Raw genomic sequence first — 12464 nt, forward strand, 5'->3', positions numbered from 1 at the left:
ACCGACGATGCCGCTATCCGCGCGCTGCTGACCCGGATCGAGGAGTATGCGGCCGCCGAGCAGTACGAATCCGCCGCCCGGCTACGGGACCGGACCGCGGCCCTCATCCGCGCGCTGCGCCGCACCCAGCGGCTGGCCGCTGTCGCCCGTCCCGCCGAACTGATCGCCGCGCATCCCGACGGTGCCGGCGGCTGGGAGTTCTCCGTCATCCGCCACGGCCGGCTCGCCGGTGCGGGTACGGCCGCACGCGGCATCCCGCCGATGCCGGTGGTCGAGCGGATCGCGGCCGCCGCGCAGACCGTGCTCCCCACCGCGCCGGAGCCGGGCGCGCCGGCCACGGACGAATTGCCCCTCGGCGGCGCCGATCCGCGGCTACCGCCCCTGCTCGGCGCGTCCCCGGACGAGGTTGCGGTGATCGCCCGCTGGCTGGAACGCCCCGGCGTACGGATCGTGCGTACCACCGACGGCTACGCCGAACCCGCTCACGGCGCGGGCCGCTGGATCGACTGGGCCGAGGCCGCCGACGCCGCCGCGGGCGCGGCCCGAACCGCGGAGTCCTACGACGAACAGCGCGGCTGAGCGATCGGGGCCCGGACCGGCGATAGACCGTGGGGCCCGGACCGCGCAACCATCATGCTTAGGCTGGTCCCATGATTACCGCCATCGTTCTGATCCAGGCCGACAACGGGCGCATTCCGGAGACCGCGCAGGCGGTGGCCGAGACGGAGGGCGTGACCGAGGTGTACTCCTGTGCCGGTGACGTCGACCTGATCGCGCTGGTGCGGGTCCGGGACCACGAGGAGGTCGCCGAGGTGGTCACCGCGCGTATCGACAAGGTCGCCGGCGTCCAGCGCACGGTCACGCATATCGCGTTCAAATCGTATTCGCGCGCCGATGTCGAGGCCGGTTTCTCGATCGGGGAGTGAACCGGGCCGGTCAGTCGTCGCCGAGGGTCCGGGTGAGCGCCGCCCAGCGGTCCAGCAGGGCGGCCGCCGCCCCGCTGTCGATCGCGGCGGCCGCCCGCTCGATCCCGGCCATCAGATGATCGTCGAGTCCGGCCGTGGCGTCTGCGCCGCGGGAAAGGTCGTAGGCGGTGATGGCGGCAGCGGAGTTCACCAGGACCGCGTCGCGCACCGCACCGGGATTGCCCGCCAGCACGTCACGGGCCACCCCCGCGTTCACCTCGGCGTCGCCGCCGCGGAGTTCGTCCAGGTCGACCCGGGCGATCCCGAGTCGTGTCGGGTCGATCACCGCTTCGGTGACCACACCGTCGGCGACCACGAAGACATCGGTGACATCGGAGGTGGTGATCTCGTCCAGGCCGTCCCGGCCGCGTACCACCAGCGCACCGGCGCCACGCTCGGCGAAAACCCCGGCAATGGTGGCCAGGAGATCCGGGAACGCGCAACCCACCAGGCCCGCGCGCGGCTGGGCGGGATTGGTGAGCGGGCCCAGCACATTGAAGACGGTCGGGATCCCGATCTGTTTCCGGGCCGGGCCGGCGAAACGCAGACCCGAGTGGAACAGCGAAGCGAAGCAGAATCCGATACCGACCTCGCGCACACAGCGCGCCACCGATTCGGGGCCCAGGGCCAGCTTCACTCCGAGGGCCTCGAGCACATCGGCGCCACCGCTCTTGGAGGACGCGGCCCGGTTCCCGTGCTTGACGACCGGTACCCCGGCGGCCGCGACCACGATCGAGGACATGGTGGAGATGTTCACCGAGCCCGAGCGGTCGCCGCCGGTACCGACGATGTCCACCGCGTCGCCGTCGATCTTCACCAACCGCGCGTGCCCGAGCATGCCGCGGGCCATACCGGCCAGTTCGGCGGGGGTGGGGCCCTTGATCTTCATCGCCACCCCGAACGCGGCGATCTGCGCCGCGGTGGAGTTGTCGGTGAAGATCTCGTCGATCACCCAGGTCGTATCGTCCGCGGTGAGGTCCTGTCCGTCGGCGAGCGCCCCGAGCATCTGGGGCCAGCTGCGCACGCTCATCTCAATCTCCTCGTCGCACCGATATCTGTGACCGAACGGTTGTGCACACCCTAAACCGCGCCCGGCCGGGTGCACCGCACGACGTCATCGGCGCTGCTGGCGGGCCTGCCCGGCGGGGGAGAGACCGACACGCCGGACCGCCGTGAGAGGTGCACGGCGCCGGTCGATCACGACACAGGAGATCAAGTTCGGCACCCGACTTCGACTGTCGTACTACGAAGAGTCATACTTACCCCCGTGACGACCGCAGTAGGTACCTCAGGATCGGCCATAACCCAGCGTGTGCATTCGCTGAACCGGCCCAACATGGTCAGCGTCGGTACCATCATCTGGCTGTCCAGCGAGCTGATGTTCTTCGCCGGCCTCTTCGCGATGTACTTCGTCGCGCGAAGTCAGGCGCCCGAGTGGCCGATGCCGCCGACCGAGCTGAACATGAAGCTGGCCATCCCGGTCACCGCCGTGCTGATCGCCTCCTCGTTCACCTGCCAGATGGGCGTGTTCGCGGCCGAACGCGGTGACGTGTTCGGGCTGCGCCGCTGGTATGTCGTCACGTTCCTCATGGGCGCGTTCTTCGTATGCGGTCAGGGCTACGAGTACTACCACCTGGTGGCGGAGGGCACCTCGATCTCCGGCAGCTCCTACGGATCGGTGTTCTACATCACCACCGGGTTCCACGGCCTGCACGTCATCGGCGGTCTGATCGCGTTCCTGTTCCTGCTCGCGCGCACCGCGATGAGCAAGTTCACCCCGGCTCAGGCCACCGCCGCGATCGTCGTCTCCTACTACTGGCACTTCGTCGACATCGTGTGGATCGGGCTCTTCGCCACGATCTACTTCGTCCGGTGACGCCGGCACCAGGTTCCGTCTACTCCAAAGGGACACAGATGAGTTCATCGCCCCCGACAGCGCCAGCGCCCGCCAGCGGTGGGCACGGCGAGGCCAGCAAAAAGCGCAGGCAGCGCCGCGTCCGCCGACGGATAGCGGGTGGCCTCGCGCTCATGGTGGGTCTCGTCGGAGCCGGTTTCCTCGCCTCGGCGCTCACCCCCGAGCCCCAGGTGGCCACGGCGAACGAGGATTCGGTGGCGCTGATCCGCGAGGGTCAGCAGCTGTACGAGACCTCCTGCGTCACCTGCCACGGCGCCAACCTGCAGGGCGTGCCCGACCGCGGTCCCAGCCTGATCGGTGTCGGTGAGGCGGCCGTGTACTTCCAGGTGTCGTCCGGGCGTATGCCGATGACCCGTAACGAAGCGCAGGCCGAGCGCAAACCCGCGAAGTTCGACGCGCATCAGACCGACGCCCTCGGCGCCTATGTGGCGGCCAACGGTGGCGGCCCGACCGTGCCGCGCGACGCGAACGGCGAGGTCGCGCAGGAATCGCTGCGTGGCGGGGATATCGGCCGCGGTAGCGAGCTGTTCCGCATGAACTGCGCGTCCTGCCACAACTTCACCGGTCGCGGCGGCGCGCTGTCCTCGGGCAAGTTCGCCCCGCCGCTGGAACCGGCCTCCGAGTCCCAGATCTGGACCGCGATGGTCACCGGCCCGCAGAACATGCCGAAGTTCTCCGACCGGCAGCTCTCGGCCGAGGAGAAGAGCGACATCATCGCCTATGTGAAGGACTCGGCCGAGGCGAGGTCGCCCGGCGGCTGGGGTCTGGGCGGTTTCGGTCCCGCCACCGAGGGCCTGGCCATCTGGACCATCGGCATCGTGGCGGTCGTGGGGGCGGCGATCTGGATCGGATCCCGGACATGAGCGGGTCAGCGCCCGGAGGCGGTGGCTTGCGTGGCCACGGAGGGCGTCCGATCACGTCCCTGTCGGAAGGGACCCAGTCATGAGCGAACAGGAGCAAAACGAGATGGGTGGCCTGGACAAGCAATCCGCGGCCGCGACCCCGGCCGAACCGACCGAGGCCGAACTGGACGCGATGTCGCGGGAGGAGCTGGTCGCACTCGGCACCGCCCGCGACGGCGTGGAGGTCGCCTACCGGCGGGAACGCTGGCCGGTTCCGGGCACCCGCGCGGAGAAGCGCGCCGAACGCCAGGTCGCGCTGTGGTTCGCTATCTCCGGGCTGGCCGCGGCCGTGCTGGTGGGTGTCTTCCTGTTCTGGCCCTGGGAGTACAAGGGTAAGGAAGACGACGGGCACGGTCTGTACGCGCTGACCACCCCGTTGTACGGCCTGACCTTCGGTATCTCGATCCTGGCCATCGGTATCGCGGTGGTGCTGATCCGCAAGAAGTTCATTCCCGCGGAACTGTCGGTCCAGGACCGGCACGACGGTAAGTCCAGCGAGGTCGACCGGCGGACGCTGGCGGCCGAGCTGGGCGACGCTCTCGATACCTCCACGCTGGGCCGCCGCAAGCTCATCACCCGCACCGCGGGTGCCGGCGTGGGCATCCTGGGCATCGGCGCGCTGCTGGTGTTCGTGGGCGGCATGGTGAAGAACCCGTGGGCGCAGCGGGAGAAGTCGCCGCTGTGGGTGTCGGGCTGGACCCCGGACTACCCGGGCGAGACCATCTACATCCGTCGCGATACCGGCCGTCCGCAGGACATCGTGCTGGTGCGGCCCGAGGATCTCGACGCGGGCGCCATGGAGACCGTCTTCCCGTGGAAGGAATCGTGGCGCGGCGACGAGCACGCCACCCTGCAGTCGCTGCGCGGCATCCGCAATGCCGTGATGCTCATCCGGCTGCGCTCCGAGGACGCGAAGAACGCCATCAAACGCAAGGGCCAGGAGAGCTTCAACTTCGGCGACTACTTCGCCTACTCGAAGATCTGCACCCACCTCGGCTGCCCGACCTCGCTGTTCGAACAGCAGACCAACCGGATCCTGTGCCCCTGCCATCAGTCGCAGTTCTCCGCGACCGAATGGGGCAAGCCGGTCTTCGGTCCCGCTGCCCGAGCGCTGCCGCAGTTGCCGATCACCGTAAACTCAGAGGGGTACCTGGTCGCCAACGGTGACTTCATCGAACCCCTCGGCCCGGCCTTCTGGGAGCGTCGATCATGAGTGCTGGAGAGGCTGTAGGCCGCAAACTTGCGGCACAAGCCAACGAAGTGGACGAGCGCTACCGCGCCGCCGCCTTCATGAAGCGATCGATCAACAAGGTGTTCCCCACCCATTGGTCGTTCCTGCTGGGTGAGATCGCGCTGTACGCGTTCATCATCCTGCTGCTGTCGGGTGTGTACCTGACGCTGTACTTCGACCCGTCGATGGCGCACGTCACCTATGACGGTGCCTACCAGCCGCTGCGCGGTGTCGGCATGTCGCGGGCCTACGAGACCGCCCTCAACATCTCGTTCGAGGTGCGCGGCGGCCTGTTCGTCCGCCAGGTCCACCACTGGGCGGCGCTGCTGTTCGCGGCGTCGATCATCATCCACCTGTTCCGCATCTTCTTCACCGGCGCGTTCCGCAAACCGCGTGAGGCGAACTGGGTGATCGGCTCGCTGCTGCTGATCATGGCGATGTTCGAGGGCTTCTTCGGGTACTCGCTGCCCGACGACCTGCTCTCGGGTACCGGCCTGCGAGCCGCGTTCTCCGGTATCACCATCGGTGTCCCGGTGATCGGCACCTGGCTGCACTGGCTGATGTTCGGCGGCGACTTCCCCGGCGAGATCATCATCCCGCGCCTCTACATCGCGCACGTGCTGCTGTTCCCGGGCATCATGCTGGCGCTCATCGCGGCGCATGTGGCCATCGTCTGGTACCAGAAGCACACCCAGTTCCCGGGGCCGGGCCGCACCGAGAACAATGTGGTCGGCGCCCGGATCGTCCCGGTGTTCGCCGCCGACCAGGGCGCGTTCTTCGCGTTCACCCTGGGCTTCGTGGCGATCATGGGCGGCGTGCTGCAGATCAACCCGATCTGGAACCTGGGCCCGTACAACCCGTCGCAGGTCTCGGCCGGTTCCCAGCCCGACTTCTACATGATGTGGACCGACGGTCTGGCGCGTCTGATGCCGCCGTGGGAGCTGTACCTGGGCCGCTACACCGTGCCCGCGGTGTTCTGGGTCGCGCTGATCATGGGCCTGGTGTTCGTGGTGCTGATCGCGTACCCGTGGATCGAGAAGAGGCTCACCGGCGACACGGCGCGGCACAACCTGCTGCAGCGCCCGCGTGACGTCCCGGTGCGCACCGCGATCGGTGCCATGGCCATCGCCTTCTACGTGGTGCTCACGCTGTCCTGCGTCAACGACATCCTGGCGCTCAAGTTCGACATCTCGTTGAACGCGACCACCTGGATCGGTCGTATCGGCCTGCTCGTCGCGCCGCCGGTGGCGTACTTCCTCGCCTACCGGTTCTGCATCGGCCTGCAGCGCAGCGACCGCGCGGTCCTCGAGCACGGTATCGAGACCGGCGTGATCAAGCGCCTGCCGCACGGTGAGTACATCGAGGTGCACCAGCCGCTGGGTCCGGTGGATTCCCACGGCCACCCGCTCCCGCTGGAATACCAGGGCGCGACGGTGCCCAAGAAGATGAACCAGCTGGGTTCGGCGGGCCAGCCGGGTACCGGCAGCTTCCTGCGGCCCGACCCGCGCGGCGAGAGTGAACAGCATTTCGCGACCGAGCTGGAAGAAGAGCACAAGCAGATCGCCGTACTCAAACGAGTACAGGAGGAAGCGCGCTCGAACGGCAGCAACGGGCAGCACGGGCACTGACCCGTACCGCACACCGCACACAGGCCCCCTGGAAACAGGGGGCCTGTGTCGTTGCGGGGGGCCGGACGGACCCGGCCGAGCGCTATCGGGCGAGCCGGCGCGCCGACTCGATGGCCTCGAATTTGGCGAGATTGTGCCGGGCGTCGGCCAGCGCGTCGTGGGCGTCGCGCGGCGGTGGCGGCAGTTCGGGCCGGCCGTGCGCCTCCCAGTGCTGGCGCAACTCGTTGGTGTAGCGGGGCAGGTCCGAGGGGAGATCCACCATCGACCCCCACAGCTGGCACAGCACCACATGATCGTAGGCGCCGACCCACGCCCACAACTCCGGCTGCACGGTCGGACGCGGAATCAGGAAGCGGTACAGATCCTCGCGGATCTGCTCTCTGGTGCGCCACAGCGGCGAAGTCCGCGGCGGCAGCTTCGGCAGCACATACCTGTTGACCCAGGGACCCGCGCGGCCGGCGTCGAACTCCGAGGACACCGCGTAGAACTCCCGCCCGTCCTCACAGACGAACGCGATCGACACCAGGTCGATCACGTGGCCGTCCTCGATGAACTCCGCATCGTAGAAATATCTCAAAAGGTGGGTCCCCTCGGCTGCGAACAGAACGCGCTGAGTGTATTGGCGCCGGCCCCCGCGCGGCAGGGCCGGGCCTGTGTTCTCCGACGCACCGGTGGCGCGCGGGCCGAATACCGCGCAGTCCCACCGTCACCGGCCCGGCGACCCGAGTCGGAGGTCCGGCACACTCTTCTGCTCCACCGGTGGGCCGGCTCCGCGGCCGGGGTCACGAGGCCGTGACCAGCCCTGCCGGAGGCGGAGCCATAAACCCGGCCACGTATCCTGGAGAGGTGAACTGGACCGTCGACGTTCCCATCGACCGTTTGCCCGAGCTTCCGCCGTTGCCCCACGACCTGCGGAAACGGCTCGACGAGGCGCTTTCGCGCCCAGCGTTGCAACAGCCGTCCTGGGACCCGGAGCAGGCGGCGGACATGCGGACGGTGCTGGAGAGCGTACCGCCGATCTGTATGGCGGCGGAGGTCGACGAACTGCGAGAGCGGCTCGCCGAGGTGGCCCGCGGTGAGGCATTCCTCATGCAGGGCGGTGACTGCGCGGAAACGTTCGCCGACAACACCGAACCGCATATCCGCGGCAATATCCGCACACTCCTGCAGATGGCGGTGGTGCTCACCTACGGGGCCAGTCTGCCGGTGGTCAAGGTCGCGCGGATCGCGGGACAGTACGCCAAACCCCGCTCCTCCGATACCGACGCCCTCGGCCTGAAGTCCTACCGCGGCGATATGGTCAACTCCCTGGTCGCCGATGCCCGCGTCCGCGAGCACGACCCGTCCCGCCTGGTCCGCGCCTACGCGAACGCCAGCGCGGCGATGAACCTGGTCCGCGCGTTGACCAACGCCGGTATGGCCGATCTGCACAAGGTGCACGACTGGAACCGGGATTTCGTCGCGCAGTCCCCGGCCGGTGCGCGTTACGAAGCGCTCGCCGGGGAGATCGATCGCGGTCTGCGTTTCATGACCGCCTGCCGGGTCAACGATCCCAGCCTGCAATCGGCCCGCATCTACGCCTCCCACGAAGCCCTGGTCCTGGACTACGAGCGCGCCATGCTGCGGCTCGCACACAACTCGGCCGGCGACCCGGCGCTCTACGACCTGTCCGCGCATTTCCTGTGGATCGGGGAGCGCACCCGCCAATTGGACGGTGCGCACATCGCCTTCGCCGAACTGCTGTCCAACCCGATCGGCCTGAAAATCGGGCCGAGCACCACCCCCGAGCAGGCGGTGGAATACGTGGAACGGCTCGACCCGAACAACGAACCCGGCCGGTTGACTCTGGTCTCCCGGATGGGCAATACGAAGGTCCGTGAGATCCTCCCGGCGATCGTGCAGAAGGTCCAGTCGACCGGTCACCAGGTGATCTGGCAGTGCGACCCGATGCACGGCAACACCCACGAATCCTCGACCGGTTTCAAGACCCGGCACTTCGACCGCATCGTCGACGAGGTCCAGGGTTTCTTCGAGGTCCACCACGCACTCGGCACCCACCCCGGCGGCCTGCACATCGAACTGACCGGTGAGGACGTGACCGAATGCCTGGGCGGGGCCCAGGACATCTCCGACCTCGACCTGTCCGGGCGGTACGAGACGGCCTGCGATCCACGGTTGAACACCCAGCAGTCCCTGGAACTGTCCTTCCTGGTCGCGGAAATGCTGCGCTGATTGGCGCCGCCTGCGGCGGCGCGGGGTTGAGGCCCCCTTGGTCTCGCCGTTTCGGCCTCGAGGCTTGCGCCTTCGGCGCGGGCGCTTTCGAGGCCGAAACGGCGAGACGGGGCCTCAACCCTTTGAGGTGTCTCGCAGGACTCGACGCATGCGGGTTGAGTCGGCATCGGAGATGCGGGGTCGGATGTGGGGTTGCTCGCGGAGGTGGGATGTGGGCTTGCTCGTGGAGGTGCTGTGTTTTTTGGCGCCGCCTGCGGCGGCGCGGGGTTGAGGCCCCCTTGGTCTCGCCGTTTCGGCCTCGAGGCTTGCGCCTTCGGCGCGGGCGCTTTCGAGGCCGAAACGGCGAGACGGGCCTCAACCCTTTCAGGTGTCTCGTAAAACTCGACACATGCGGGTTGCATCGGCATTGGAGGTACGGGGCCGTACGGTGGGCTCGCACTCGCTGGGGCCGCTGTCGGGGTGATCGGTCAGGGGAAGGCGACGATGGTGACTGTCGCGCCGGGTTCGACGTTGGCGTTCGCGGGTGGGTTCTGGGAGACCACGGCCGAGGAATCCAGGGGTGCCAGCTGCCGGACCTGGACCGTCAGGCCGAGGGATTCCAGCGTATGGCGGGCCTGGGAGACCTTTTTCCCCGTGACCGAGGGCATGGTGACGGCTTCACAGATCAGCAGGGTGACCGAGGATCCGGCGTCGACGGTGGTGCCGACCGCGGGGTCGGTGCCGATGACCCGGCCCGCTTCGACGAGTTTGTCGTAGACGGGGCGTTCGCCGCCGACCGTGAGTCCGAGTTCGGTCAGTTTCTGCCGGGCCTGATCGGGGGTGTCGGCGCGCAGGTCCGGCAGCTGGACGGGTTTGGATCCGTTGCTCTTCCAGACCTGCACGTGGGCGCCGGCGGGCAGTACGGTGCCGGGTCCGGGATCGATACGGGCCAGTGTTCCCTCGGGGGCGGTGCTGGCGACTTCGCCACCGTCGACCGGTTGCAGGCCCTGGTCGCGGATCAGCTGCTGGACTTCGTCCCAGTCGGCGCCGGGGGATACCGCGGGGACCTGGGGTTTACCGCTGGAGATCAGGATGTCGACCGTGGAGCCCTTGGTCTCGCGGGCGCCCGGGCCCGGATCGGTGCCCACGACGCCGCCGACGGGGACGGTATCGGAGGCCTTGTCCCGGGTGCCGGTCTCGAATCCCGCGTCCTGTAGTTCGGCGGTGGCGTTCTGCACGGTCATACCGGCGACGGATGGGACGGTGGCGTAGCGGCCCATGCCGAGCCACCAGCCACCGATACCGACCAGCAGGGTCGCCACGACCACCACGGCGGCCCAGATCATGCCGTTGCGCCGATGGTTGGCCCGGCTCTCCTGATAGGCGCTGTACTGGGTGGGTTGTTGCGGCGGGATATAGGTGGGCGGCGGGGGTTCGGTCCGGGGCCGGGCCGTGGTCACCATCCGAGTGGCCTGGTGACCGCCGACAGCGGCCGGTTCGGGGGCGGGCCGGGTGACCGGATGGCGGGCACTGGTGTGTTCGGCGGAGTCCTGCGGTGCGGGGACGCGGTAGGCGGGCAGTTCCAGGCGGGCGGCGATGGCCCGCAGTTCGGCGACCATCTCGCCCGCGTCGGCGAACCGGTGTCCGGGTTCCCGGGCGGTGGCCCGGGCGACCAGCCGGTCGAATTCGGGCGGGACCCCGGCGATGAACTCGCTGGGGCTCGGCACGTCGTTCTCCACCCGCTGGTAGGCCACCGACAGCGAATTGTCGCCGGTGAAGGGCACCCGGCCGGTGAGCAGTTCGAAAATCAGGATGCCGAACGCGTACACATCGCTGCGGGCGTCGGCGCTGCCGGAGGTGACCTGTTCGGGGGAGAGGTAGGCCGCGGTGCCCAGGATCACGCTGGCCGAGGTGGTGTTGGCCGCGGCGACCGCGCGTACCAGGCCGAAATCGGCGATCTTGACATCGCCGGAATCGGAGATGAGCACGTTCTCCGGTTTCACATCGCGATGCACCAGCCCGGCGGCGTGCGCGACACCGATCGCGGCCAGTACCGGTTCGGCGACGGCGCGGACCGCGTGCGGCGGCATCGGGCCGCGCTCGCGCAGCAGTTCCCGCAGGGTGCCGCCCTGGACCAGCTCCATGACCAGAAACGGGTACTCGCCGTCCATGCCCTGGTCGTAGACCTCGACCAGAGAGGGATGTTTCAGGCCGGCGACGGCGCGGGCCTCGAATTCGAAGCGGCTCAGGAACTGGGGGTCGCCGGCGAACTTGGGATCCATCACCTTGATGGCGACCTGGCGGCCCAGCCGGGTGTCCACCCCGCGGAACACCATCGACATACCACCGCGGGCGATCGGCGCGTCGATCCGGTAGCGCCGGTCCAGTACGGCACCGATCAATTCTGTTCCGGCTGTCACGAACCTCTCCACTTTCCTACCGTGTCCCACACGGTGGCCGCCCCGCGCGGCTGCTGTCGATGGTATCGGCCGGGCCGTTGCGGGTGTCTCACGGCAGGGAGGCGGGCAGCGTCTACCGTTGTCTCCCGTGAGTGCCTTTCCCTGTAGTACCGATGTCCTGCCCGCCTCGGTACCCCTGCTCGCGCTGCCCGAAGTCGCGAAGAAACTGGGCGTTGTGGTGACCAGGGTGCATCAGATGCTGCGCGACAACCAGTTGCTGGCCGTCCGGCGTGACGGCGTGGTCGGTGTCCCCGAGATCTTCTTCGACGATACGGGCGCGGTCCTGAGGTTCCTGCCCGGCCTGATCACGGTGATGCGCGACGCGAAGTACACCGACGAGGAGATCCTGGAGTGGATCTTCACCGAGGACGATACGTTGCCGGGCAAACCGGTGGAGGCGCTGCACGGGCCACTGGCCCGTGAGGTGCTGCGCCGCGCCGCCGCCGAACCGTTCTGAACCGCGCGCGGTTCTCAGGTACCGAGGGCCGCGTGCGCGGCGAGCCGCAGTCGCCGCCGCTGCGGTACGACGGCGCGCTGCGCGAATACCGCGTAGCCGCTGTCCTCGATGCGGTCGAGGATGGCCGCGTAGAGGGCCGCGGCGGTACGGATACCTGGACGCACCCGCGGACTCAGCAACTCGATACCCGGCCGGGCGCAGCGGTACAGGTCGCGATTGACCGCGATCAGATGGGCCAGTGCCCGGCGCAGGCGGCGATCGGTCCGGCCGGTGCGCCGGCAGTCGAGCAGCAGTGCCTCGTCCACTCCGAAGGCGGCCAGCTCGGCGGCCGGCAGGTAGATCCGGTCGCGATCGAGGTCCTCGCCGATATCGCGCAGGAAATTGGTGAGCTGGAAGGCGTCGCCGAGTGCGGCGGCCGCGGGTTCGGCCTCGGCCGCCGGGCCGACGGTGCCCAGTACGGGCAGCAGTTGCAGACCGATGGCGGCGGCCGAGCCGCGCATGTACTCGTGCAGCGCCGCCATGGTGGAGTACCTGTCGCGGAACAGCGGCGAGCCGGGGATGTCCATGCGCATGGAGTCCAGGAAGGTCCAGAAGTGGCGCGGATCGATCGCGAACCGGGCGACGGTGTCGGTGAGCGCCGGGAGAACCCGATCGAACGCCGCGGGTAGCGCCTGCTCGGTGCGCGGCGTCACCGGG

11 protein-coding genes and 1 pseudogene are annotated in these 12464 nt (G+C 68.7%); 8 read left to right on the forward strand and 4 right to left on the reverse strand.

From position 1 onward, the window contains the following. Positions 1-579: pseudogene (locus ON38_RS08190) on the forward strand (DEDD exonuclease domain-containing protein); the annotation flags it as partial. Positions 580-650: 71 nt separating this feature from the next. After that, positions 651-926 (forward strand): Lrp/AsnC family transcriptional regulator, encoded by a 276-nt coding sequence (locus ON38_RS08195; RefSeq protein ID WP_039823718.1) that lies wholly within the window; start codon positions 651-653, stop codon positions 924-926. Positions 927-936: 10 nt separating this feature from the next. Here the strand turns inward: ON38_RS08195 and trpD are convergent, their stop codons facing one another. Further along, a complete protein-coding gene (trpD, locus tag ON38_RS08200) occupies positions 937-1995 on the reverse strand; it encodes an anthranilate phosphoribosyltransferase (RefSeq protein ID WP_051164496.1) in 1059 nt (352 codons plus the stop codon). A 237-nt stretch (positions 1996-2232) separates the two neighbouring features. Here trpD and ctaE point away from each other — a divergent pair, with 237 nt between their 5' ends. The 4 genes from ctaE (at position 2233) to qcrB (ending at position 6641) form a co-directional block, all read left to right on the forward strand. Beyond that, complete coding sequence (gene ctaE / locus ON38_RS08205) at positions 2233-2841, forward strand: aa3-type cytochrome oxidase subunit III (RefSeq protein WP_083872408.1); 609 nt, start codon at positions 2233-2235, stop codon at positions 2839-2841. A 38-nt stretch (positions 2842-2879) separates the two neighbouring features. Then, positions 2880-3743, forward strand: coding sequence for a cytochrome bc1 complex diheme cytochrome c subunit (gene qcrC / locus ON38_RS08210; RefSeq protein WP_083872410.1), 864 nt, complete (start codon positions 2880-2882; stop codon positions 3741-3743). A 103-nt stretch (positions 3744-3846) separates the two neighbouring features. Further along, positions 3847-4995 carry a cytochrome bc1 complex Rieske iron-sulfur subunit gene (gene qcrA, locus ON38_RS08215; protein WP_039823729.1) on the forward strand — a complete coding sequence of 383 codons (1149 nt, stop codon included), beginning with the start codon at positions 3847-3849 and terminating at the stop codon, positions 4993-4995. Next, complete coding sequence (gene qcrB, locus ON38_RS08220; RefSeq protein WP_039823723.1) at positions 4992-6641, forward strand: cytochrome bc1 complex cytochrome b subunit; 1650 nt, start codon at positions 4992-4994, stop codon at positions 6639-6641. The genes qcrA and qcrB overlap by 4 nt, the downstream gene beginning before the upstream one ends. 82 nt (positions 6642-6723) lie before the next feature. On the opposite strand, the gene ON38_RS08225 is transcribed toward qcrB, so the two are convergent. Continuing rightward, the gene (locus ON38_RS08225) at positions 6724-7218 is read right to left on the reverse strand and encodes a polyadenylate-specific 3'-exoribonuclease AS (RefSeq protein WP_039823724.1); all 495 of its coding nucleotides are present in this window, start codon (positions 7216-7218) and stop codon (positions 6724-6726) included. Between the two features lie 269 nt (positions 7219-7487). On the opposite strand from ON38_RS08225, the gene ON38_RS08230 reads away from it, so the two are divergent. Continuing rightward, entirely contained in the window at positions 7488-8873 is a 1386-nt protein-coding gene (locus ON38_RS08230) for a class II 3-deoxy-7-phosphoheptulonate synthase (RefSeq protein WP_039823726.1), read from the forward strand. 467 nt (positions 8874-9340) lie between these two features. Here ON38_RS08230 and pknB read toward each other — a convergent pair whose 3' ends face one another. After that, a complete protein-coding gene (gene pknB / locus ON38_RS08235) occupies positions 9341-11254 on the reverse strand; it encodes a Stk1 family PASTA domain-containing Ser/Thr kinase (protein WP_085995369.1) in 1914 nt (637 codons plus the stop codon). A 145-nt stretch (positions 11255-11399) separates the two neighbouring features. Here pknB and ON38_RS08240 point away from each other — a divergent pair, with 145 nt between their 5' ends. Beyond that, positions 11400-11768, forward strand: coding sequence for an Rv2175c family DNA-binding protein (locus ON38_RS08240; protein WP_039823727.1), 369 nt, complete (start codon positions 11400-11402; stop codon positions 11766-11768). Between the two features lie 14 nt (positions 11769-11782). Here the strand turns inward: ON38_RS08240 and ON38_RS08245 are convergent. Beyond that, positions 11783-12464: phytoene/squalene synthase family protein (locus tag ON38_RS08245; protein ID WP_169333254.1), on the reverse strand; the 682-nt coding region annotated here is incomplete at its 5' end.

Source organism: Nocardia testacea NBRC 100365 (genome assembly GCF_000308775.1).
Taxonomy (GTDB): Bacteria; Actinomycetota; Actinomycetes; order Mycobacteriales; family Mycobacteriaceae; genus Nocardia; species Nocardia testacea.